The organism is Ktedonospora formicarum (assembly GCF_016587355.1).
Classification (GTDB): domain Bacteria; phylum Chloroflexota; class Ktedonobacteria; order Ktedonobacterales; family Ktedonobacteraceae; genus Ktedonobacter; species Ktedonobacter formicarum.
Window position 1 is genome coordinate 1,654,881 of record NZ_BNJF01000002.1, and the last position, 23,609, is coordinate 1,678,489.

Below are 23,609 nucleotides of genomic sequence, written 5' to 3' on the forward strand. Positions count from 1 at the left end.
GCTATTAGAGATCACGCTCTAGGAGCGTATGGCGAGAGGAATGGAGAGGTGAACCTGCGCATCTTCGTCCTTCTCACCCTGACTCACTTGTCTCTTCCTTCTTTCCATTGCTCACTGAAGAGGTGCCTCATAAGAAGGAAAAAGAGGAAAGGGAATGGAATCATTCCAAAGAGTCTACGATCTGCTGAAAGGTCTACCAATTTCACAAATGTTTCCTTTTGAGCAAGAATCTCTTGCTTGCTGAAATATCTCCACATCTCGCAAATGTCTTTAGAGTCGTCTTTTACTTGGAGCAATCCCAAACGGGCCGTATCCCCTCTTTAGAACAAAAGGACCAGTAGACCCATAGCAATTCTTCGACCTGTTGCAATCCCATGTATAAATTGGTGCGTTTTGCTACAGTCGTTGCTACAGCGGTTAATGTCTTGCGAGTGCCGAAGGAGAGATGCGGTCCGGTTTGTTTGTGGGTGTTTGTTGTTATCCTCTTGATGCTTGAAATCTAGCCTCTCTATTTGTCGGTGTTGGTATTTTCTTGTAGAAGTTTGCCGATGTCGCTGTACTAAATGCTGTACTTGTTGTTCTATTTTGGTGTCTCAATTGGTGCCAGGTTTGATGTAGAAAGAGATATTTAAATTGGTTAGTATATGAACCATTTTATTATTATGAACGTATCGACTAATCCTACATGTAATTCGCTCAATAAATATCTCTTTACTACAGGGCTTTGGTCAACCTTTAGAATATGAGAATGAGAGGGTTGTCTTATCTCGTTTGCGTTTTCAACGTGAAGTAAAAGTAGGTATCTGATATTAGAAAAGAGACTTTGTATGTTTCAGGCACGTCCAGGTGATGCTTCGCGCGAAAAGTTATCACAAAGCAAGCGAAGACAATGTCAATTCATTGCACAGTACCAAGATTTTCGGCACTCTTATGTATTTGGGTATATAGTTTCAATTCTTCTTATTTGTATTCTCATTGTCGTGGAATTGCTCAATAAATATATTTCTCCAGAAATTCCCTATATCGTTGGGTTTCCTTATTCTCTCACTGCCATTCTTGTTGCCTTGGTATGGGGAGCAGGGCCTGCGTTAGTTGCTCTTGTGCTTGGGATGATTGTTGTCTTTGCATTTATTGTTCCTGGCCTCCTGACTACTAACATTCTAAGAGACATCGTCATCCTTGGGCCTTTTATCCTTCTCTTGGTTCTAACCCTAGCAATAGTCATTCGCCTAGAACGTTCTCATCTGAATCTCTATTGTGTTCATAAGAATCTGGATGCAACCAATCAAAGTATTTTACAAATGAATCAACAGCTTGAACAAGCCAATGCCTTGAAAGATTATGTTTTCACGCGGGCAGCACACGAGCTTCGGACACCGCTCACGACTATTCTCGGTCGGACACAACTGATCTCTTCTCGTTTGCAGAAAACAGGGGAGACGCCAGAAAACTGGGCAGCAGTACGGAAGTATATTCAAGTGGTTAAAGCACGGGCAAATCAGCAACGAGCATTACTTGAAAGCCTATTGTATCTGTCCCGTGTACAGCTAGAGCAGGTTCCTTTAAATTTAACTCCCTGTGATCTTGAAAGTCTTTGCCATGACGTGCTCAAAGAGCAACAAACGCCCTCAGAACATCTCGTTGAGTTTTCTTTTCCAGAGACTCCTATTTTGATTATGGCTGACAAGAATCTTCTTACCCCAGCTCTTACGCGGTTAATAAGCAATGCGATGATGTATTCACCGCACAACTCTGTTGTCACTATAGGTGGATACGCAGATGAGAAGCATGTCGTGCTTTATATCCATAACGATGCTTCTGCGCTTTCCCCAACGCAATTAGCATATCTGTTTGAACCTTTTTATCGAACATCTGAGGTGGAAAATGCCTCTCTTCCAGGATGGGGCCTTGGCCTTACAATCACGAAGGGAATTATCGAGCGACATAGAGGGAAAGTTTGGGCAGAGTCCTCTCAAGATGAAGGTGTTACTCTCTTTGCTCAATTTCCTGTCATGATTTATAAGTGAAAGTGGCTTGATTTTCTCTTTCCGTGTACCTCTAACGAGGAACAGAGTGTACTGGAGCCATTTTCAGTATTATCTGCTTGACATTGATATGTATTAAGAAGGCAAGAAGTTAGTTTATCTATTCTACTTCTCGTCTTCTTGTAGTGTAGATGGGGAGAGTTGAACTACGCCACGGCCTATTTTTGGCTGGCTCTATGCCTGATTTCATAGGCTTATAAAGCGGCTCCGAGAATTCTGTTTATCGAAGTTTGTCTAATGATTTCCTCTGTTGTTGATCGTCTTTGATGTCTCAATTGGTGTCAAATTTGGTTTATAGTCGAATTGTCGATCAATATTTGTTGATACCTTTCACACTTCTTCTCCTTCTTCGAGAGAGAAACTGTCTGCTTCATAATCGCATCCAGACCCTAGTAGCGTTGTAGCAACAAGAAAAGAGGACTATCATCGAATTGATTAAATGCTCCACCACGATAGGAGAAAAGTGTAAAGAAATGGGTCACATCAAAATCTACAAGCAGGAGAGCATGTGAACCGAAGACATCTATAAACGTGTTGAGAAAGGGATGCCGCAGTGCGTAGATAACACCTCCATCCCAAGCACTATCTATAAGGGTTATTGTCAACTTGGGGATAGACCCGAACACTATGCTAAATAGCCCCATGAAAACAAACGCTCCTGCTTCCGACTATACAGGTTTTCGTTTTCCATCGAGATTATCAGCCATACTGTGTGGCTCTATTTTCTTTTCTCGATCAGTTTCCACGATGTCGAAGAACTCCTGGCACAGTGAGGGATCATTGTCACCTATGAAACCGTGCGCCAGTGGTGTTCAAAGTTTGGTCAGATGTACGCGAATGAACTGTGCCGTCGCTGCCCTCGTTGTGGTGACACATGGCACATGGATGAAGTCTGCCTGAAGATCAATGGAAAAACGCACTGCTTATGGCGAGCGGTAGATCAGGATGGCAAAGTGCTGGATATTCTGGTGCAAAGCCAACGGAACAAACAAGCGGCGAAACGCTTCTTTCGAAAGCTACTCAAAGGGCACCAGTACATCCCGCGTGTGATCATTACAGATAAACTGAAGAGTTATGGAGCAGCGAAACGTGAGACCCTGCCTGGTGTAGAGCATCGCCAACACAAACGATTGAACAATCGAGCGGAAAACTCACACCAACCCACATGGTTGCGCGAAAAGAAGATGCGACGGTTCAAATCAGCCAAACAGGTCCAACGCTTTCTCTTTGCATTTGGCCCTATTGCAGGCCATTTCCAACCGCGACGTCACTGTTTGACTGCCGGGGAATATCGTCCCCTTTTCCAGGACCGATTGCAAACATGGAATGAAGCGACTGGAGCAAAACAAGTCGCATAACCATCGGTATCCCTCCATTTTTCATGACCCATCTGCATCTTTCTTCGCCATACCTCAGCAATATGCTTCTTTTTTCTGGTTAAGTTGACAATACCCTCAGCAGCAATTATGCGCAGGCGGTTCTCTGACGAGAGGCAGGGTAAACCAGAAGGTTGAGCCTTCCCCAGGAGTACTTTCGACGCCCACTGCTCCCTGATGTTGCTCAATAAGCATCTGACAGATGTATAAGCCCAGGCCCAACCCTTTCTCAGAACCACTCTGTACAGGGACACTCTTGACCTGGTGAAAGCGTTGCCAGATGTCCTTCTGGGCTTCTTGCGAGAGACCTGGCCCTTGATCGCGCACCCAGACACGGGCAACACCATCCTCACAATCCAGCCCAATAACGACTGGTTGATTGGCCGGTGAATACCGGAGCGCATTGGTCACATAGTTCATCTCAGTGCGGCCAGTGGATTCTTCAGTTCATGACCAGTCATCCCAAGAAAGAGATCTTTTTGTCGCTCAAGCTCTTTCGAAGCGGTCAAATCCAGGACCACATTGATAAACAACGGCAAGGTGTCTCCCCAGCGAAAGAGTACGCGCCCAATGAGCACCGGCACACGCTTGCCGTCTTTCGTCACATACTCTTTCTCATAAGGCTGAGCAACCCCCACCCTCATCACTTCCTCCATCGCCTTCCGGTCTCGCGCCTGAACTTCTGGAGCCGTAATGGTCTTCCACTGGATGAGTCCCGCTGCCATATCCTCCCGTGTATACCCCAGCAGGGAGAGAAAGGCATCATTGGCTTCATGTACATTTCCCTCCGGGTCAGCCATCATGACACTAATAATGTTGGACTCCACAAGCCGATGAAAGCGCGCTTCACTCTCTTGCAGGGCTTCTTCCATCTGCTTGCGCTCAGTGATGTTCTGTAGAGCAATCGCGAGTCCATCCTGTGAAGGATACACATGCACATCAAGCCATTGCTGGGTGATGGGACGGCGCGCCTCAAAATGGAGGGCTTGATGCGTTGCCATTGCTCGACGATAGAAATGTTCAAAAGGGGTTCCAAGCAGATCCGGTAAAACGTCCCACAGACACCGGCCTACTAATGCTTCTCGGTTTCTTCCTAAAAAGTCTTCCATCCATCGATTCACGTAGGTAAAATGCCACTGCGAGTCCACATGCACAAACGCATCCGTAATACTTTCAAGGATGGTGGAGACCTGTTGATGGGCTTCCTGGAGTTGTTCCTCCGTCTGTTTCAGCTCGGTAATATCGAGCGTAGCTCCCACGATGTGAACGACCTTTCCGGAGGCATCAGCGATGCCACGCGCTCGGTCTGAGAGCCAATGTATGCTCCCATCAGGCCAAATCGTGCGGTAGTCCTTACAATATTCCTGCTGCTCAGCGATGGAACGCACATTGCGTTGGTGGACATGCTCACGATCATCAGGGTGGACTGCATTGAGGAAACGCTCATAGCTGATGGGTGTCTCTGGCGGCCAGCCAAAAAGGGCTTTCTTTTGATTCGTCCACATGAGCTGACCCGTCGTGAGGTCCCAATCCCACATACCCACCCTGGATGCTTTTAAGGCGAGCTGGATTTGCATGTCACTCATCTGCTCGATCTGTTCCTGCTTGGTAAGATCCCTACCGTAGGCAAATACCCCGCTGACCTCACCAAAAGCCCCAGGCACAGGAACAAAGCGCAGGGAAATCAGGTGATAGGTATCATGATCTCGAAGGATGTGGATTGTTGCTTCTTGAGGGCGACCAGAGACAACTGCTTGGGTAAGTGCTTCTACTCCCTGCTGTTGATCGGCTGGATGGAATGTATCGAGCCACCCCTTGCCACGACAATCCTGCTCCTGCTGCCCGGTAAAGGCATGCCAACTCGAACTGCTGTCGTACATCTCTCCTGTTGGCGTCAGCATCCAAAAGATGTCGGCACAATCGTGCGCGAGAGCCTGCAACCAAGAGGCACACGTAACAAGTTCGGGTGACGATAGACTTTTTTCTTCGCGATGAAACTGTGGCTCTGACAAAGACATGGGTTCGTCTTTGCTCCTCGCCTGTCTTGTTCAAGGCAGGCACGATCTCTTCAGAGACCTACAAAGATCAAAGCATATACGAGCGTGCTTATTGTGGAAGACAACACAGTACTCTCGATAGTGAGGACTCGCGATATATACTCATGCCTTCTCTTTTTCTTTCCCCATTCTCGTTATAGTCCAGATCAAAAATCAGTGAGCCATACTCCCATCAGTAAAAAAGTGTGATGCCAAGCAGCATCGCTCGCTCTGTTGGATGTGTAAACTGAGCCTGTGTATACTGCTTCCGTTTCTGCTTTTGCATGTGTCTGTGTTTCTCTTCCAAGCCCACCAAATGTTGCCTGAATGCTTAGGGTAAAGGCATCACATGAGCGCAATCCTGCTTCGATTTTCGCCTGTTCGTCTGGGCTGAGCATTCTGACAAAAAGAGGGGCTTTCATTTATCTTTTTTCTTCGTACGAGTGAATGTTGCAAAATTTTTCAAAAGAAGAGCGTAAAAAAATTTGGTGCAACAAATCGTTTGTTGCACCAGTGTGACTTATTGCTCCATGTGGAAGAAATGGATCTCGGCTTAGCTGTGCAGATGGTGGCTGTCAGAGGGAGCCTGCTCATGCTCAACCATTCTATAGCCCCTGATGACACCGGCACCCCTGAGCTGATCGTGCTCGAATGCCTTGTTAGTCTTGAGACAGCCGATCACGTTCGCGAGCCGGGATGAGGGTGGTAGCCCACCATAGCAATTCGGTCATCATGCCATTGAAAGACCGGTTGAGAAATGCTCCACTTGGCGAATCAGACGCATCAGAGATGCTGGGAACCCAGTTCGGGACCAGAGAGACGCCCATTTGCTCGCGGATAGGGACCATTTTGAGCTCGATGAGGACTTGGCGCAACTGTTCCGCTGCTCGATAACCTGCTGCGAAGCCACCATAGCTGACAATAGCAGCAGGTTTATGGGCCCACTGAGAGTACAGATGGTCAATGGCGTTCTTGAGAACTGCCGAATAGCCATGATTGTACTCGGGGGTCACAAAGATAAAGCCATCGGCCTGCTCAACCTGCGCTGCCCACTGCTCAGCTTCAGGCGCGATATGTCCATACACTGGCGAGTCAGGGGAGTCAAAGAAAGGAAGGGAGACATCACGAAGATCAACCAACTCATATGTGGCATCGGTGCGCAATGCGAGGCGATCCATAAGCCAGTTTGCCACGACTTCACCTCTACGTCCTTGCCGCGTACTCCCAAAAACCACCAAAATATGGGGATTAGTACTCATTTTTTCTCCTCTTGTTTGTAGAATGAGTTAGCAGAATCATAACTCTCTATTTGTGCTATACTCACTATAAGAGAGCAAAAGCTTTGGGACAAGAACGCACTTTTATGTGCATGACTTACCAGAAGGTGAGTGCCATGGAAACAGGGGAATTGTTTAGAAAGATTGCTGGATCTGATGTGTGGAGTACGCGCTGCCCATCCCGGCGCTTGCTCGACCTGATTGCCGACAAGTGGACTATGCTGGTGATTGTGGCCCTGGCGGATGGACCCAGGCACTACAGCCAATTGAAGCGCGATGTGAGTGGGATCTCACACAAGATGCTCAGTCAAACGCTGCAGCGGCTAGAAAAACAATGCTTTGTCACACGGACAGTCTACCCGACTGTGCCTCCGCGTGTCGAGTACGCACTTACAGCGCTGGCTCAAACACTGCTTCCAACGCTATGTGCGCTTATCGAGTGGGCCCAGACCCACGCTGTCGAGTTCCCTATGCTTGAGGAAGAGGCCAAGTGAACTGGTAGAGGACTGCTGTCCATTTGAGGTTTTGGGACTATATGCTTCATGTCCGCAGATGGCAGGTTTCCAGGCTGTTTGTCTGTGACATTAGACGGAATGTTTCTTCTGGTGGTGTTCTCCTTGCGTATAGCAAGCGAACACCTGCCCCTCAATAGAGATATGCGGCATGTCGTCCCAAAATGGACAGTTTTGTGAACCTACTTTACCATAAGGGGCACTGTAGATATTTGCCTGATTTGTGCATGACACGGCGCACGCGATTTTTTCCCATGCACAGCAGGGCAGCCAGTTTGCGGTGGCCAAGCGTATCATCCATTTCATGCCACTGCTCGATGGCGAGAGCCACTTGCCGATCTTTTTGCGCCTGCTTGGAGGGCCAATAGAGCGTGGCTCGCCCCACATGCAAAGCTCGCGCGACCTGGCTCTTGGAGTAGGGGCCATGAGGCTGACTCAGTTGGTAGGCCAGTTCTACCTTCTGCGCCGGTTTTAGTTGCCCAAGAGCCCCTGTACTTTTTTAGAATTTCATTCTGGACGGTGAGCTCTCCAATGATCTTTTTCAGCTCATCTGGTGACTCTCCCGGCTTGTAGCCTTGGTTTATCGCTTTCTGTGAGGGGTTACGCTTATCCGTAAAGAGTGTCGGCGCTTTTTCTTGGAATTTGTTGCGCCACCGATGGACCATCGATTTGGAGACGCCAAAGCGCTGACACACCTGCTCCAGCGTCGTATCCCGTTGGAGGCTTTCTAAAACAACTTTGGTTTTAAACTCCGCTGTGTAGCTTTTTCTTTCCATCTCGTCCAGTCCTTCCCTGTTCCTTATTTACTTGTTTAGTTTATCATAGACTGGACACCATTTTGAGACAAGGAACAACAACGACTGGTGGCGTCCATCTCCCAAGTACTTCGCACAAAATACTTGCGACCAGCGTATCGCCAATACCTTGCGCCCACTTATTGATCGTATTGAAAGTGGCAGGCATGACCAAGATAGCATCTGCTTTGGGAAGAGGATCAGCCTCTCCAGGTAATTTATAGTCTGTTCGCACAATATGCCCTGTTGCAACTTCTAAGGCCGATTGATCAATCCAGCGGCTGGCTTGAGGCGTTGCAAGCACACACACATTCCAACCCGTTTCAAGAAGCGGAGTAACAACATGGAGTGTTTGTTGCGCAGGAGGGGCCGCACAGACCATAAGATAGAGCACCTGCAAACTTTCTATCATGCGCTCTCCTTATAGGGTCATGAGGGTGAGAGTGGTGCTCATATGCTGCTCTAAATCGTATGCTGCGTTCGTAGCTTTCTGAGCTTGCAGTTCTGTACAGATCATATGAACGCGTTCTAAGACAGATCGTGATTTCGTCTGTTGGGTGATCGAAAGTGCCTGGCTCGCTAAATCATACGCTTTTTGGGTATTTCCCTGTTGAGCATAGGCAATACCCATATCAGTCAAAAGAGTGGATTGCTGACGCAATGCCTTTACATCAAGCTGAGAAAGCGCCTGATGCAAAGCAAGGAGCGCACGGCGTGGTTGGTGAAGCCGTACAAAACAAGCCCCTTCGTATCCCGCCACACGCGAAGCACTCAGCCCCGGTGAGCAATGGTGGAAGAGGCGGTAGTGATTCTACGAGGAGAGGTCCAGATCCGCAATGACGAGCCCAACTTGCTCTGTAGCAGCATCATGCCCGTGCAGGCGGTGGAAGAGGAAATGAACCGTGAGCGGCATCATCTCTGGCTCACTCTTGTTCGGAGTGGAACCGATGAGGTGTCTATCTCGAATGACATTATGAAAGTGCAGGAACTTCGCCAGCGTCTTCAGGCCCATCCAGGGCGTGACCAATACGATATTCTCGTGACCAGTGGTGAGTGGGAGGTGCGCCTGACCCCAGGCGAGAATACCGTGAAATATACTCTGCAATTGCATACAGCCCTTGAAACGATTCTTGGTCCACACTCCCTCAAGGTCCAAAAATTGGAGTGAGCAAAACTCATTCGGCCAGGAACAGGAGCATTATTGCATGCTCCTGTTCCTGGCCGAATGGCAGGCTCTGTGGCATGCCAGTCCAAGCTGTTGATCAAGATGGTGAGCATTTGGCACAAGGAGGCGCACAAGCAATGGGTGGAAGTGTGGTCCACGCAATTCCAATGCGAATGCAACCGCCGCAAGAAGGGAGTATCTCTGAGCACTCAGGATCTAACCTCTTCTCCTTCCTCTCGCGCATCCGGTTTCGCGCCCTTCAGACCAGATGCACACAGCCTGCCATCCGTTTAGGTCCGACGTGTTGCTTTGCTCAACCTCTTCACGACGTTGGGGTCACGGTGATCAAAGAAACTACTGGCTTTGGTATCCAGCACCCTTATCGCGGCCATATCTTCTGGGCTCAGATCAAAATCGAAGATGGTGAAGTTTTCTACGATTCGTTCCTGGCGAACTGATTTGGGAATTGCGACGACTCCTCTTTGAGTCAGCCAGCGCAGAATGACTTGCCCCACTGTTTTCTGATATTTGCTTGCGATGGAACGCAGCAACTCATGCTCGAAAATGTTGTGTTTGCCCTCCGCAAACGGTCCCCAGGATTCGATCTGAACGTGGTTTTCCTGTAAGAATGCTTGGGTTTCGATTTGCTGATTGAACGGATGGGTTTCAATCTGATTGACGGCAGGAACCATCTGATGATGCATGATCAGATCCATCAGCCGGTCAGGAAGGAAGTTGCTGACCCCTATGGCGCGTATCCGGCCTTCCTGCTGTAACGTCTCCATCACACGCCACGCGCCATACACATCCCCAAAGGGTTGATGAATCAGATAGAGATCCAGATATTCGAGTTGTAACCGCTGTAATGATCGTTCAAAGGCTGCCCTCGTGCGTTCGTCCCCAGCATCTGGAATCCAGAGCTTGGTGGTGATGAACAGCTCTTCTCGGGGCACACCGCTCCGCTTAATGGCTTTGCCAACAGCCTCTTCATTTCCATAGGAGGCTGCCGTATCAATCAGGCGATAGCCAGTACGAATGGCATCGTAAACGCTCCGTTCGCATTCTTCGGCGTCCTGCATCTGGAAAACGCCAAAGCCCAAGAGAGGCATCTTCACCCCATTATTGAGCGTAATTGATGGAATAGCTGACATGTTTGTTTTCCTTACAGTTCCTGGCTGGTGGGCCGGAACAAGATTTCATTAATGTCCACGTCGTCGGGTTGGCTCATAGCAAAGGCAACGGCTCGCGCAAACGAATCAGCCGGAATAGCTCCCATTTCATAGAGTTTGCGCACATTTGCTGCGATATCCGGCTCGGTCACGCTGTTGGGCAGTTCCGTTGCGACTGCGCCCGGAGAGATCACAGTCGTACGGATGTGGTATGGTTTGACTTCCTGGCGTAACCCTTCGGAGATCATCAGGACGGCTGCCTTGGTTGCCGCATAGACTGCACTACCAGGGCGAACCTTGTGACCGGCCACTGAGGAGACATTGATGATGTGCCCTATTTGTTGCTGCTTCATATATGGCAGTGCTGCGGCAATGCCGTAGAGCACGCCCTTGAGATTCACGTCGATAGTTCGGTTCCAATCGTCGATCTTCAGACGCTCCAGAGGCGAGTGTGGCATCAGTCCAGCATTGTTGAGCATCACGTCGATGCGTCCATAGGCTTGAACGGCAGCATCGACCAGGCGTTTCACCTGATTGGCGTCTGTTACATCGGTCTGCAGAGCAAGAGCCTTGCCGCCATCATGATGAAGTTCTGCGATCAACGCCTCCAGGCGCTCAATACGCCTCGCTCCAAGTACGATGGTTGCCCCTTGGGCAGAGAGTAGCCGGGCAGTTGCTTCACCTAGACCACTGCTCGCGCCAGTGATGACAATCACCTTTCCAATAATATTCTTGTTCTCGTTCATCTTCATCCTTCTTGCATGCTCATCATAACCACTTAGTAGCGATCTCCCAGGACGGAGATGGTAGATATGGCACGATCAATCTCCTGAAGGTCACTGTCAGTAAGCTCGACCTGCACCGCGCCAATGTTCTCTTCCAGGCGTCCGATCTTGCGACTGCCCGGAATAGGCACAATCCATGGCTTCTGAGCGAGGAGCCAGGCCAGTGCGATCTGCGCTGGTGTCGCCTGTTTCTGCGCCCCAATGCGAGCCAGCAGATCGATCACGGTCTGATTGGCTTTGATGGCTTCCGGTGTGAAACGTGGATTGCGGCTGCGAATATCCGAACTGTCGAAGGTGGTATGTTCATCGATCTTGCCCGTCAGATATCCCCGACCAAGCGGACTATAGGGCACGAAGCCAATGCCGAGCTCTTCGCAGGTTGGCAGCACATCCTCTTCCGGGGCACGCCACCATAGCGAGTATTCACTCTGAAGGGCTGTCACTGGCTGAACTGCGTGCGCGCGCCGGATGATCTCCGCAGGGGCTTCTGACAATCCAAAATGCTTGACCTTGCCTGCGTCTATCAACTCCTTCACCGCTCCCGCGACGTCTTCAATGGGCACGTTCGGATCAACGCGGTGTTGATAGAACACATCGATGGCCTCGACCTTGAGGCGCTTGAGGGATGCTTCGGCGACCTGTTTGATGCGCTCTGGGCGACTATTGAGACCACTCCATCCAGGGCTCCCATCCTCATTCAGTTGGAACCCAAACTTCGTAGCGATCACCACCTGGCCCCGAAAAGAGGCCAGTGCTTCCCCCACCAACTCTTCATTGGTAAAGGGTCCGTAGACCTCAGCGGTGTCGAAGAAAGCGATGCCATGCTCTACCGCCTCATGGAGGAACGTGATCATTTCTGCTTTATCTCCAATGGGTTTATCTGCAAAGGTCATGCGCATACAGCCGAGCCCGAGGGCCGAAACTTCCAAATCGCTGTTTCCAAGTGTGCGCTTCTGCATGATGTTTTTTCTCCTTTTGATCTACTGCTCCTGGGAGTACCTAGATGGGTAAATATGGCTGTCAAAACTCGCTTCACACCAATCGCTCTTGTCCATTTCCCCTGGCTCCTTGTACGGTGATCTGCGAGGTAGCGCTCTCGATTTCAGCGAGATCGTTGGATGTCAGTTCGATGGCAATGGCTGCAAGGTTCTCTTTCAGGCGAGAGAGTTTGGTGGTTCCCGGAATAGGTACGATCCACGGTTTCTGAGCGAGGAGCCAGGCTAGCGCGATCTGAGCAGGCGTCGCCTGCTTCTGTTCTGCGATTCTGACCAGCACATCGACCAGGGCCTGATTGGCTTTCATAGCTTCTTGGGTAAAGCGCGGGAAAATAGACCGAATATCGGATCGCTCGAATGTCCTGGTAGAATCAATCGTTGCAGTGAGGAAGCCCTGCCCAAGCGGGCTCCAGGGAACGAAACCAATGCCCAGTTTTTCGCATATGGGCAAGACCTCCGTTTCCGAGTCACGCGCCCACAAGGAGTATTCGTTTTGGACTGCCGTCACTGGCTGAACTGCGTGCGCTCGACGAATCGTCTGGGCTCCTACCTCGGAAAGACCAAAATGCTGCACTTTCCCTTCTGCGATCAGTTCTTTCACTACTCCAGCAACCTCTTCAATGGGCACCTCTGGATCAACCCGATGCTGATAGAGCAGATCAATGGTTTCGACTCGGAGTCGTTTGAGCGAGCCCTCGACACTCCGCTTGATGTGCTCGGGTTGACTTGAAAGGCCCAACCGTTCACCGTTGGGACCAAATTGAAAGCCGAATTTTGTGGCGATGACGACTTGCTCACGAATGAGTGCAAGCGCTTCGCCCACGAGTTCCTCGTTGGTGAAGGGTCCATAGACCTGAGCCGTGTCGAAAAAGGTCAGACCTTGACCCACAGCGGCTCGTAGAAGAGCCATCATTTCCTGCCTGTCTCTAGGCGGCCCATAGTTGATACTCATCCCCATACAACCGAGCCCGAGAGTTGAAACTTCCAAACCGCTGTTGCCAAGTATGCGCTTCTGCATCATTTCCCCTTTCATCTAGTAGTCGTCTTTTCTCACGATTTCTTCGCTATTTATCCGGCCTGATAGTGTTCATCGCTGACCTTCTCCATCCAATCAACAGTTTTTCCATCAAGCCGTTCGGCAATGGCGATATGGGTGAGAGCCGTGGTTGGCGCAGCGCCGTGCCAATGTTTTTCCCCTGGTTCAAACCAAATCACGTCTCCAAGGCGAATCTCCTGGATTGGTTCCCCTCAGCGCTGGACTCGACCGAGACCGTCTATGACTATGAGCGTCTGGCCGAGGGGGTGACTGTGCCATGCGGTCCGAGCACCAGGCTCGAATGTGACTCTTGCACCACCTACACGGGCCGGATCAGGTGCCTCAAATGGGGAATCGATGCGGACCGCTCCAGTAAAATACTCGGTTGGTCCTTTGCCAGAAGGATGTGAGCCGTTTCGTGTGATATCCACTGTTTCATTCCTCCACCATATTTGCTTCCCCATACGAAGCAAGACATGTTCGTTCTCTAGGAGGGCCAGATATCTCGAAAAGCCAGGATACAAGAAGAAGCGTTGCCAATGCTTGATACATGTTGTTCATCGTTTTTTCATAACGTTACCTGTGAATGGAGGGCCAATGAAGGTAATCCTTCCCCAGGCTTTCCTGGAAGAACCTCTCCCCTTGCCAGTTTATGGCTCGTCAAAGACGCGTTTGGCGACGGCAATGGTAGACATGGCCTTCGGCCAACCAGCATAGAATGCGAGATGCGTGATGACCTCTTTGAGTTCCGTCTCCGTCAAACCGTTGTCTTTGGCTCTCATGAGATGTCCGGGAAGTTGTTCGGTGTTTCCACCTGCGATCAAAGCTGCAACCGTAATCAAGCTCCTATCTCGTTTTGAAAGTTCGGTTCGTTCCCAGATATCACCAAAAAGCACGTCATCCGTGAGTGAAACCATTTTCGGCAAAAAGGTGCCAATGAGTTTCTGCGCAGGTGTTTGTTCTTGTGATTCAGGCATGTATTTCTCCTTATGTATGTACGTCGGTGCAGGAGGGCTGCCTCCTGTGGATAGACAATTTTATATTTCTCCTAATTATGGGATGGTGTAGACAAAGTGCAGCCCCCCATCTGAGCGCTAAGAGCCACACCTGCTATATTGAGGAGAGTCCTTCGCAAGAAAGAGCGTCGCCCAAAATGGGAGGTAACAGATGGAAAAGCTGACAAGGTTATGCTTCTTGCAAACGTGAGAACTGTGGTTATCTGGGACTCTAAGCGCATTCGTAAACAGACCAGCGGTATCAAACAGATGATGCTACGCATCGATGATGTGTCGAATGAAGTGAATCATCCCCTGCTTGTCGCCTACTGAACCTTAGAGAGCATCCATATCCATATAGCCAAACCAGGGAACTGGGATGAACATAATGGCTGTGTGCAAGGGAACGCTTCATACATAGCTCATACCTCCAGTCTTTCTATAACAGATTGGGTCATGCTTCCATATGGCTCTGCTCTTGAAGAAAAATCTAGCTTCCTCCGACTATGCAGATCCCATACTGTTCTGCATGAGAATAGTATAGACGTACCGAAGCCTGGGGTGATAGAATAATTGTCGAGAATGATTGGAGGATTCTGCAAATATTTCCAGAGAGATGAAAGAGCTACAGGAGGGAAAATGGCAATGGATGGACGAGATGCCCAGCAGCGAGAACGTCAGGCCATGATGCAACAAGCGTATCGTGAGGAACTGATAGAACGCATTGGGCGAACTGTGCATGAGGATGGCGTAGAAGAGCCACTCCCAGGATTGCATCTGGCCCGCTGTTCTGTGCCTCTCCAATCAGTCCATAGCGTAGTTGAGCCATCCATCTGCGTGATTGTTCAGGGAAGCAAAGAGGTCTTACTCGGTGAGAACCGCTACTGCTATGATCCCTCACACTATCTGCTGACCACCGTTGCATTGCCCCGTGTGAGCCAAGTGCTTTCAGCCTCGAAGGATCATCCCTATCTCAGTCTGCGGCTGGAACTAGATCCCTCTCTGGTGAGTTCAGTTGCTGTTGAGGCGGATCACTCGTGGTCAAAGCAGCGTGCAGCGGTCTCGGCAATCACCGTGAGCCTCCTGGATGGGAATCTGCTGGAGGCCTTCGTGCGACTGGTAAGGCTGGTGGATGCCCCTGCCCATGCACAGATGCTTGAGCCTTTGATCACGCGGGAAATTCTCTACTGGCTCCTCATGGGTGAACAGGGGAGTCGCCTCCGCCATCTCGCTCTGCAAGGGGGGTACACCCCCGATATCGCCCAGGCGGTCAAGCGACTCCGGCAACACTACGACCAACCCTTACGCATTGAAGAGATTGCGCAGGATCTGGGCATGAGTGTTTCAGGGTTTCATCACCACTTCAAAGCGGTCACTGCACTCAGCCCCTTACAATTTCAGAAGCAGCTACGTCTCCAGGAGGCGCGTCGTCTCATGCTTTCAGAAGACCTGGACGCCACAAGTGCGGCTTATCGTGTTGGATACCAGGACGCCTCCTACTTCAATCGCGAATATAAAAGCCTCTTTGGGACCCCTCCCATGCGCGATGTACAACGACTGCGAGGAGAAACGCTTGCCTTCTCTAGGTAATGAGAAAGATGGCCTTCTCGATACAAAATAAGACGCATCAAGCCACAAACCGTTCTCCCAGACGGGCTGATTGTGTTGATCGGTTCTCTTTATGAGAACAGTCTTTTTAATGAAGAAGATAAGACAAAAGAGAATGCAACTGAATGCTATAGATGGTCTTCACATATCAACTACCATTGCTATACACTGGTGCTTGCGAGCCATTGAACTTCCTATCGTTACCAAGAGCCATTTCAGACAAGAGTGATTACTGATCTGTCGCGCTCGGCCGATGATGTTGGGATTTACACCCGAGCCGTTTCAATCCCGATGATATACGCCTTCACGTTGTATTTTTCGTGTACAGGTCTCTTATGCCAAAATGCAGGTATGCCAAAATGCAGGGAGATGTTACTGGCCCCTCTTAAAGCCGATATTGTCCAGAACAACCGTTGCTGGTCCTACCGGTAACAACTCGGCAGGGTCGATGTTGAGTCTGGTGAAGACAATCTTTTCGCTCCACACTTTTCTGAGAAGATCTTTGAAGAAACCAATGGTGAGGAACTCGCCCGCGCAACGGCGATATCCAAAGCCGAATGGTGCATACCCGGCATCGTCGCATACTGGATAGGTCTGGTTATCGACACACGCGTACACGGCGCCAAACGCGCTGTTGATGATCGAAGCCTGTCGACCGTCCTTGACGTGAAAGGCTCTCCTACTGAAGGGGCATTGGGCTAACCCGGCTTGCTTGCACTTGGCCTCGTTGTTCTGTTCACTCGTCGGAGCCTGCTGATAGCGATCCGGGTCGAAATCATTCGGCTTGTTCCAGTGAAGAGGGTCTCTGCTGGTTTCCAGATGAGGCGTAATAATGGTGCTGAGGCCAGTGGACCCGGTGCCAAAAGCTTGTTCCTGAGCAGGTAGCACTGAGGCGCTGCCGCGGTTGGGCGAGATGGTCCGGAATAACTCCATCACGAAACGGTCAAGCCTGCTGAAGGCGGCGTTGTCTGTTTCGTCGGGGCCACGCTTCATAGTCTTTTCAAACCATGAACGGACAGCCAGGTCTCCATATGTTGCCTCCAGTCGGTCCATCATATTGTAGAGCATAGTGCCCCACTGGCTGAACGCCAGAAAATTGTGAAAGCACTCGAAGACGATGTCCTTCCTCCTGAAGTTCTCCCCCAGCGCGCCGTTCTTGATCCAGTAGTAGACCAGGGTCTTCTCTGGATTAGGCACATGACCGTCGACCAGATCTTGTACCTGCTGGTCAATCCAGTTTTTGAGTAGGTGACGGAGCTGGCGCACACGCATGTAGTTGTCATGGACGACCTGCAAGGTTGGGTACCTGAAGCCGAAGACAGCCACGAAGCTCTGGCCGATCTGCTTGATTTCAGGCGGAATGTCGTTCCCTGTGACGCCAAGGTGAAGGTCCCAGTACATGTCAAAATATCTCTGGTAGTACTGGCTCATCAGTGGTTTGCCTTCGTTTTGTTCGTCGAAGAGGGAATCGAGGAAGCGTTTGATCTTGTCCGAATACATTGGACCATACAGATCCGGCGTGACAGCCGAGTAGTAGATCCTCTTTCTCTCGTTATGTGGCCCGCGTTTCTGGTATCCCTGGATGAAGACTGTGAGTCCCTCCTTCTCCATATTCAGCTCCCAATTGTCGTAGAGCATCCCAACGAGGTGATCTGGCATTGCCGCCTCCTTGCTCAGAGTGAGGTCAATCATAGGAAGCAATGGCCGCTCACCCTGATAGATGGTGCTGCGGAAAAACGGCTTCACAGCGCCCTGAATATAAACAGGATCGAAGGTGGACGGCATCTTCCTGGTATCGGGAGCTCTATTCCGCTGGTCAACAGTTTTCTCTGGATCAATCATGTTCTAGTTCTTCCTTCTCTTTTTAATCGCTCAAGACCTCTTTGGGATTCTGCCCTGCCACTCCCTTTCATGATGAAACAGTCCTTTTTTGAGTGGAGGGCATCTGGCTGAGGAAGGTGATCACAAGGACGATCCCCGCACCAACCAGGATGGTTACCACTCGCCATACGGCAAGGGATTGGCCCGACATCTTGATACTGATGAGTAGCAGGATAAGGATCGTAAAAAAGAAGAGATGCAGGAAGTAGTTCAGCTCTTTGATGGCGAATGCCAGGAACGTGCTCGCCACCACGATCAGCCCTACCACCAAAGCGTTCTGTACGCTACCAATCAAGACCGCTGCCAGGAACGCACCCAGGAACGTCGCAATGACATTTTGTAGTGCCATCCTTAGCGAGACCTTCTGATCCTGCTGGGTGCAGATGATGACGGTGAGGGTCGCCCAATAGAATGGCGCTTCACCTAAGATCCAGCCGCTCCCTGCTGCAACTGCTGCTCCCACTGCACGCAACAAGCTAAAGCGCAGTAGTGGGGGGGGCAACGTGAACTGCGCTGTGAGCGTAGTGCGTCTTGGTTGTGGCCTGTTTGATCGTACTTCGTTTCTCATCCTACTACGGTGTGATTGGAGCCATGCAAACAAGAGCATGAACAGCATCAAGATCACCCCACCGAGCAGAAAGCCTCCCGCCGCTGGTAGCGATGTTTGCGAACCGCTACGGTTCGCAAGCGAGATCACGAATGTGATCGTCAAAAGCAATCCCACGACAGCCGCGGCCTGACCATACACCGAGAGGAGTCCGCTGAGGAAAACCATGAGGAAGATCTCCACAATCTCGACCCACCATGGCCCACCAATGAGCCGACCCAGTGCGGTTATGAGAGCGCCGCCGACTGCAATCGTTCCCAAAGACCACGCCTGTGTGCGGGGCGACGTGCCGACGTCCCCGAATGAGGTAAGCAATGCGCCAGTCATGACCAGGATACCAAGGGATCTCTGACCAAGTATGGTCAGGACAAGCAGAGGCAGAAACATCGCCAGGGCGGTATAGAAGCCTTTGCCTGGATATAGCTTAGCGCCGGAGTTATTGTGGAATAAAACCCCCATTCTTCCCATTAGTCTCTCCTTCCTCGCCAATTTCGACCTCTGGCCATGCCAGGAGTGTGGCCATGCATGCACTCCATTTGTGTCAACACGGTCGTGAGTTGGTTTGGATTCTGACTAGCGTTCTCTCCCCTCGGCAACATACTCGGCGTCCGCCAGCCACTGTAATGCCCGCAGGCCAGGCAGAAAGAAGTATTCTCCGCCGCGATTGGTCACGAACTGCGGCAAGCCATGGAGGCGTTGGCGGATAGGCTGCTTGGGGATGGTGAACACACCAGTCCCATCATTGGGCCCACATATCGGATCTTTCTCACTAGGTGCCCCAATGAAAATACCCTGATTGACCCACTCACTCTGAACAAATTCGAACTGCCGCGAAAGTGAGGCACCAATGAAGACGAAAATGATGCCACGATCGGCTCCATCGTCCTGCAGAATCCCCTCAGGAAGGAGGGGACCGTAGACGGTGCCGCGGCGAATCAAGCGATGGCGATTGACCTGGGTGATTTCGTGCTTGAATTGGTCACGTGGGTTCACGCGCCGTGCATGCGATCCAAGCGGGCATTTGAGACCCTTGGGGTCGGAGTCCGCGTAGAGAAAATCGTTGTTGCGTCGCGGATCGGCCCCTAATTCCGGGTCATCGTGCTCTGGACAGAGCATGAGGGGTGCGCCACTACGCCAGCGACCCATCATCTTGGCGGCCAGCCATTCTTCTCCCGCCGCGCTGGTGGTGTGTGCCGCTAGGTATTGGCGGAACGCGGCCACATCTTGATGCAGTTTTCTCAAGGCTACATACGACCCGTTTTGGCCCAGCACCTCGGGTTGGGGTTGCGGAGGCAACCTTCCTGACTCGTCGATATATCCCAAAATAAATTCCCCCGCCTTGAGCGGAGCTTCCTGGCGATTGCTTCCAGCAATCCCGCTCCCCTCGATCACTGGTTGCCCGATGCTGTCTCGAAAGCCGAATGGTTCGCGCCCTGTGGGAAGTTGATAACAGTCCTGCCGGTAGATCGCCGTCACTCCGGGCATCTGCAGGTAGGCTTGCCTTGCAGGCTCCAGGACCTTTGCCAGACGTGTCTGATCAGGAGCGAGTGCGGCAATCACGAGATGGACCTCCGACGTGCCCAACGGCCACTCCCACTTTTCAGGAGCGCTCTCGCCCACATCACCCAGTTCCGCGGCACGGGCCGCCATTCCCTGCTGGAACTCCGGTGAGAAGCTCTCAAGCGATGCTTGGGGGACGCCTAACGCCTTCAGGCCATGATAGGAAAGCGCCACCGCCACCCAGGCATCGCCTGCAGGACTGGTTAGATCAGTGGCCGAGGCAATCGCAGGTGTGAGCCGCTTCAGCAACAGATGACCTCCGGCGCGATCATCGATGCGAAGCATGATGTACGTTGCGGCATACGGCGTCGGACGAGGGCGGAGCACGCCGCTCTGAATGTCGTTGAATTCAAGCATAGTTGATCCTCCTGGTGCCACTGTCCCAGGCGTTGTCGGGAAACGATTGCTTGTTATCGGATTGGGCTTCGCCCAATCCCGCCTGCTGCGAGGCTTGAGCCGTCCTCTCGGTTACGTTGCCGCCTGGTCAAGCAGCGGTTTCAACGCCGGGTGCTGCAGCGCCTGCTCAGCCTCAGGGTTGTCGAGCACCTGCTGGAACGCGTGCTGCAGTTCCAGCGCTTTCCAGATCTGCTTGACTGTGGGCTCGGGATAGCTGCTATCATAAGCAAGCGCTTCATATTGGTGCACCGTTAACCAGTCCCTGACGCTCGGGTCCGTGATGCCCGGGTAGTCCTCTACATGAGACCAGAATTCCGCGAACGATTGCGAGACGGCGTTATCGGCAACGGCAAAGTCATCGATGTACTTATCCCACGTGCCGTCAAAGCTGCTGCAAAATAGGAGCCGCGTATCATTGTCGATAAGAGCCACCCTGGCTTCATGTATCGTGCCGAACTTTTTGGCGTCCTCTATGCGGTGGGGATCGGCGGCTCTCCGCTTGATAGCCTCGCGCAGCGCTTGTTGGTGGCCTGGTTTGACGGTTCCAATGACAGTAAATTCTGTCCTCACTCCAGACTTCAGCCCCTTCCGCTTTGGATGCTCCTTTGTTGACTCCATGGCTTTTGCTCCTTTGTGTGAAGATTTCTAGCCCCAGCATAGTGCACAAGCGCTGAAGTGGATGAGCTTTCCTTGTATGCGACGTAGGCTCAAGCTCCTCTTTTATGAGAGAAAGAAACGTAACGCCACTCTACTTCTGCTCATCTTCGTATCTCCATGAAGCATACTAGATGAGTCCAACACCTTTGCACTCAATCTGCCACACTCTGCCAGAGCCAAAAATGAGCTTTTTTTGCGAGCCTGGTACACTCATATTACTAATTGGCTGAAACTCTGACTAAACATGCTGTGCTTGCACATCGTTAGAGTATGTCTTGAGATGATAAAATTGGAAATTTCCTAGAGCGTATGGAAATGATGAGACGCTTGCGAATGCAGGAAGCATCAGAAGATTGCTTTGCTATCAAATGCATGTTTTGCTTGCGCAATTCAGTCCCATGATGTCCACCTTAAGACACTCTCTATAACATCATAGAAGTATTACAGAGGGGGAAGAGCACCGTTCGCTGATTTCTTAATCAATCGGATGGGGGGCATACATACCTGTTGCATGCAACGTACAGCCAAATCGCTCGAAGGGGGCCATGGTCATGGGAGAATTTCACATCAGCACAGATGTAAACGCCGCGAAACAGGTCCATGAAGCCATTGAAAAGACGCTCATGGGTTGGATTAAAACGTCTCTTTCGCTGATCGGCTTCGGGTTTGCCCTTGGAGAGGCTTTTCACCTTGTCAGAGCTGGTGGACCAAGGAATCTCGTGGATACGCTCAGGGAGTATCTTATAACCACAGTTGCGGTCGGACTCATCATCCTTGGCGTGTTAGGTCTGCTTGGGGCCGTCATTCAGTGTAGATGGAGCCTGAAGCGTTTGAAGCAGGGCTCTGCCACCACGTATGAGAAACCCTGGCGCTTGAGTGTGCTGGTGGCGATTCTGCTGATGATTATTGGCCTCCTCGCGCTGGTGGCAATGGCTCTTCCATAGCCTCGTTGATCTCCTCCGGACACCGAAATAACGGAAAAATGCAAACGAGAAGACCTGGCTTCATCTGGGTTAGGAGGGAATAATGAGCAACGTTTTGCGATCTTCATCCACACTGTATGCACGAACCAGTGCGGAACGCTATGCCGCTGGCAAGGCGCTCCGTGCTCATTGCCCTCGTTCCAGCCATGTTCTGTGGGAGTTCGCATCCAATCGTCCAGATCCCTTGAGTATCCTGGAAACATCCAATCGCACGAGGGTGAAGCAACTTGTGCCCATCCGCTACGGCCGCATGCTCGTTTCTCCCTACAACTTTTTGCGCGGATCGGCCGCGATGATGGCACATGATTTAGCGCGCACGCCCATCACTGGGATCTCGACACAGATTTGTGGCGATGCCCATCTGGGCAACTTCGGGATCTATGCGACTCCTGAGCGCAACCTCGTCTTTGACGTGAACGACTTTGACGAGACTGTCTCTGGCCCCTGGGAATGGGACGTGAAACGGCTCGCGACCAGTATTGTTGTGGGGGGGCGGCAGAATGGCTTTCCCGCGCGTGATTGTAAGCAAGCGGTTATGAACTGTGTTTCGTCATATCAAGAGCGTATGTATGAGTTTAGTGCGATGCGCCGGATCGATCTCTGGTATGCGCGTGTGGATGTCGAGCTCCTTCGTACGATCGCTAATCGTGACCTTCTTCCTCGACTTGACCGCGCAATCTCTCGGGCTCAGCAGCGCACCAGCATTCGCGCGTTTCCCAAACTTACACATGTGGTGAATGGTCAAGTGCGCATTAAGGATGATCCTCCGCTGATTGGTCATCATCCGAACGAGCGTCTCTCCACGCATTTGCTGGCATTTGTCGCTGGCTACCTGGAATCGACCCGGGAAGAGCAAAAAACGTTGCTCAAATGGTACCAGCCCATCGATCTGGCCTGGAAAGTGGTGGGAGTAGCCAGTGTTGGCACGCGCTGCTATATCGTGCTGTTGTTGGGGGAAGGAGAGGAAAACGACCCGCTCTTCCTTCAGATCAAGGAAGCACGGCCCTCGGCCCTGGAACCCTATACTGGCCCCAGCCCCTATTCCAACCCGGCTCAGCGTATCGTGCATGGACAACGACTCATGCAGGCTGCCAGTGATGTTTTCTTGGGCTGGACCCAGTTCGAGGACGTCAACTACTATGTACGCCAACTGCGTGATATGGGATGGTCGAGCGACGTGACCACCATGAGTCTTGCCCGTTTCACCGTATACGCTCAACTGTGTGGATGGGCGCTGGCGAGGGCGCACGCGCGCGCTGGTGATCCGGCGTTGATCAGCGGTTACCTGGGTAAAAGCGATTCCTTTGCTCAGGCCCTGTCTGAGTTCGCCTGCGCGTATGCTGATCAGAATGAACGAGACTACGCTAGCTTCATGGCGGGTGTAGAAGCCAAACACATTACAGTTATCACAGACAAATAGACGATAAAAACTGGATCAGACGTATTGCAGCGACAAGCACCCAGACCCTCATATGTGAGCTCTCTGAGCATGGTCGTGGCTATTCTGGTCATCAACTTTGGAGGAATGCTGCTTTCGATACCCATGGCCCAGTATATTACTCGGCCAGTTCTCGCGCGCCTTCCAAAAGATTATTGGCTTCGTGCTCTTGGCATTTAGGGAACGCTTGATCTTGGGAGCGTTCGAGCATCTGGGGATCAATACCATAAAGGGGTTATGATGTGAATGGGAACCATTTACCTTCTTCAGATCAAATTCGCCTTAATAGAAATA

24 protein-coding genes and 3 pseudogenes are annotated in these 23,609 nt (G+C 51.2%); 9 read left to right on the plus strand and 18 right to left on the minus strand.

The window, feature by feature from the left end:
• Positions 1–827: 827 nt before the first annotated feature.
• A complete protein-coding gene (locus K3T82_RS26040; RefSeq protein WP_220196452.1) occupies positions 828–2,027 on the plus strand; it encodes an ATP-binding protein in 1,200 nt (399 codons plus the stop codon).
• A gap of 407 nt (positions 2,028–2,434) precedes the next feature.
• Here K3T82_RS26040 and K3T82_RS26045 read toward each other — a convergent pair whose 3' ends face one another.
• Positions 2,435–2,689 carry a hypothetical protein gene (locus K3T82_RS26045; RefSeq protein ID WP_220196453.1) on the minus strand — a complete coding sequence of 85 codons (255 nt, stop codon included), beginning with the start codon at positions 2,687–2,689 and terminating at the stop codon, positions 2,435–2,437.
• Positions 2,690–2,734: 45 nt separating this feature from the next.
• On the opposite strand from K3T82_RS26045, the pseudogene K3T82_RS26050 reads away from it, so the two are divergent.
• Positions 2,735–3,403: pseudogene (locus K3T82_RS26050) on the plus strand (IS6 family transposase).
• A gap of 96 nt (positions 3,404–3,499) precedes the next feature.
• On the opposite strand, the gene K3T82_RS47880 reads toward K3T82_RS26050, so the two are convergent.
• The 4 genes from K3T82_RS47880 to K3T82_RS26065 all read right to left on the minus strand — a co-directional run bounded on the left by K3T82_RS47880 (position 3,500) and on the right by K3T82_RS26065 (position 6,716).
• Entirely contained in the window at positions 3,500–3,832 is a 333-nt protein-coding gene (locus tag K3T82_RS47880) for a sensor histidine kinase (RefSeq protein ID WP_236031538.1), read from the minus strand.
• A gap of 5 nt (positions 3,833–3,837) precedes the next feature.
• A complete protein-coding gene (locus tag K3T82_RS26055; protein WP_236031541.1) occupies positions 3,838–5,439 on the minus strand; it encodes a PAS domain S-box protein in 1,602 nt (533 codons plus the stop codon).
• Positions 5,440–5,624: 185 nt separating this feature from the next.
• Entirely contained in the window at positions 5,625–5,879 is a 255-nt protein-coding gene (locus K3T82_RS26060; RefSeq protein ID WP_220196454.1) for a hypothetical protein, read from the minus strand.
• Between the two features lie 237 nt (positions 5,880–6,116).
• Entirely contained in the window at positions 6,117–6,716 is a 600-nt protein-coding gene (locus K3T82_RS26065) for an NADPH-dependent FMN reductase (protein ID WP_220196455.1), read from the minus strand.
• Positions 6,717–6,850: 134 nt separating this feature from the next.
• Here K3T82_RS26065 and K3T82_RS26070 point away from each other — a divergent pair, with 134 nt between their 5' ends.
• Together K3T82_RS26070 and K3T82_RS47885 are read left to right on the plus strand one after the other, a co-directional pair.
• Entirely contained in the window at positions 6,851–7,228 is a 378-nt protein-coding gene (locus K3T82_RS26070; RefSeq protein WP_220196456.1) for a winged helix-turn-helix transcriptional regulator, read from the plus strand.
• A gap of 241 nt (positions 7,229–7,469) precedes the next feature.
• Entirely contained in the window at positions 7,470–7,721 is a 252-nt protein-coding gene (locus tag K3T82_RS47885) for a hypothetical protein (RefSeq protein WP_236031544.1), read from the plus strand.
• Between the two features lie 160 nt (positions 7,722–7,881).
• Here K3T82_RS47885 and K3T82_RS50065 read toward each other — a convergent pair.
• From K3T82_RS50065 to K3T82_RS26085, 3 genes and pseudogenes are all read right to left on the minus strand, one after another.
• A pseudogene (locus K3T82_RS50065) lies at positions 7,882–8,022 on the minus strand (transposase); the annotation flags it as partial.
• A gap of 43 nt (positions 8,023–8,065) precedes the next feature.
• Entirely contained in the window at positions 8,066–8,452 is a 387-nt protein-coding gene (locus K3T82_RS26080; protein WP_220196458.1) for a flavoprotein, read from the minus strand.
• Between the two features lie 9 nt (positions 8,453–8,461).
• Positions 8,462–8,800 (minus strand): hypothetical protein, encoded by a 339-nt coding sequence (locus tag K3T82_RS26085; RefSeq protein WP_220196459.1) that lies wholly within the window; start codon positions 8,798–8,800, stop codon positions 8,462–8,464.
• 45 nt (positions 8,801–8,845) lie between these two features.
• Here K3T82_RS26085 and K3T82_RS26090 point away from each other — a divergent pair, with 45 nt between their 5' ends.
• Positions 8,846–9,208: a hypothetical protein gene (locus tag K3T82_RS26090; RefSeq protein WP_220196460.1), complete on the plus strand. Its 363-nt coding sequence runs from the start codon at positions 8,846–8,848 to the stop codon at positions 9,206–9,208.
• A gap of 287 nt (positions 9,209–9,495) precedes the next feature.
• Here K3T82_RS26090 and K3T82_RS26095 read toward each other — a convergent pair whose 3' ends face one another.
• From K3T82_RS26095 to K3T82_RS26120, 6 genes and pseudogenes are all read right to left on the minus strand, one after another.
• Complete coding sequence (locus tag K3T82_RS26095) at positions 9,496–10,356, minus strand: aldo/keto reductase (protein WP_220196461.1); 861 nt, start codon at positions 10,354–10,356, stop codon at positions 9,496–9,498.
• An 11-nt stretch (positions 10,357–10,367) separates the two neighbouring features.
• Positions 10,368–11,120: an SDR family oxidoreductase gene (locus tag K3T82_RS26100; protein ID WP_220196462.1), complete on the minus strand. Its 753-nt coding sequence runs from the start codon at positions 11,118–11,120 to the stop codon at positions 10,368–10,370.
• A gap of 32 nt (positions 11,121–11,152) precedes the next feature.
• Positions 11,153–12,118 carry an aldo/keto reductase gene (locus K3T82_RS26105; protein WP_220196463.1) on the minus strand — a complete coding sequence of 322 codons (966 nt, stop codon included), beginning with the start codon at positions 12,116–12,118 and terminating at the stop codon, positions 11,153–11,155.
• 73 nt (positions 12,119–12,191) lie between these two features.
• On the minus strand, positions 12,192–13,172 hold the full coding sequence (locus tag K3T82_RS26110; RefSeq protein ID WP_220196531.1) for an aldo/keto reductase: 981 nt from the start codon (positions 13,170–13,172) through the stop codon (positions 12,192–12,194).
• A gap of 50 nt (positions 13,173–13,222) precedes the next feature.
• Positions 13,223–13,621: pseudogene (locus K3T82_RS50070) on the minus strand ((R)-mandelonitrile lyase).
• 219 nt (positions 13,622–13,840) lie between these two features.
• Positions 13,841–14,167, minus strand: a complete 327-nt coding sequence (locus K3T82_RS26120) for a carboxymuconolactone decarboxylase family protein (protein WP_220196464.1) — start codon at positions 14,165–14,167, stop codon at positions 13,841–13,843.
• 210 nt (positions 14,168–14,377) lie between these two features.
• On the opposite strand from K3T82_RS26120, the gene K3T82_RS26125 reads away from it, so the two are divergent.
• Together K3T82_RS26125 and K3T82_RS26130 are read left to right on the plus strand one after the other, a co-directional pair.
• Positions 14,378–14,518 (plus strand): hypothetical protein, encoded by a 141-nt coding sequence (locus tag K3T82_RS26125; RefSeq protein WP_220196465.1) that lies wholly within the window; start codon positions 14,378–14,380, stop codon positions 14,516–14,518.
• A 306-nt stretch (positions 14,519–14,824) separates the two neighbouring features.
• Positions 14,825–15,775, plus strand: a complete 951-nt coding sequence (locus K3T82_RS26130; protein WP_236031550.1) for an AraC family transcriptional regulator — start codon at positions 14,825–14,827, stop codon at positions 15,773–15,775.
• 390 nt (positions 15,776–16,165) lie between these two features.
• Here K3T82_RS26130 and K3T82_RS26135 read toward each other — a convergent pair whose 3' ends face one another.
• The 4 genes from K3T82_RS26135 to K3T82_RS26150 form a co-directional block, all read right to left on the minus strand.
• A complete protein-coding gene (locus K3T82_RS26135) occupies positions 16,166–17,635 on the minus strand; it encodes a cytochrome P450 (RefSeq protein WP_220196466.1) in 1,470 nt (489 codons plus the stop codon).
• A gap of 67 nt (positions 17,636–17,702) precedes the next feature.
• On the minus strand, positions 17,703–18,749 hold the full coding sequence (locus K3T82_RS26140) for an FUSC family protein (RefSeq protein ID WP_220196467.1): 1,047 nt from the start codon (positions 18,747–18,749) through the stop codon (positions 17,703–17,705).
• Positions 18,750–18,854: 105 nt separating this feature from the next.
• Positions 18,855–20,198: a Dyp-type peroxidase gene (locus K3T82_RS26145; RefSeq protein ID WP_220196468.1), complete on the minus strand. Its 1,344-nt coding sequence runs from the start codon at positions 20,196–20,198 to the stop codon at positions 18,855–18,857.
• A 111-nt stretch (positions 20,199–20,309) separates the two neighbouring features.
• Positions 20,310–20,855 carry a hypothetical protein gene (locus K3T82_RS26150; RefSeq protein WP_220196469.1) on the minus strand — a complete coding sequence of 182 codons (546 nt, stop codon included), beginning with the start codon at positions 20,853–20,855 and terminating at the stop codon, positions 20,310–20,312.
• A 590-nt stretch (positions 20,856–21,445) separates the two neighbouring features.
• Here K3T82_RS26150 and K3T82_RS26155 point away from each other — a divergent pair.
• Positions 21,446–21,838, plus strand: a complete 393-nt coding sequence (locus K3T82_RS26155) for a DUF202 domain-containing protein (protein WP_220196470.1) — start codon at positions 21,446–21,448, stop codon at positions 21,836–21,838.
• Positions 21,839–21,920: 82 nt separating this feature from the next.
• Positions 21,921–23,297, plus strand: a complete 1,377-nt coding sequence (locus K3T82_RS26160; protein WP_220196471.1) for a DUF2252 domain-containing protein — start codon at positions 21,921–21,923, stop codon at positions 23,295–23,297.
• Positions 23,298–23,609: the final 312 nt, after the last annotated feature.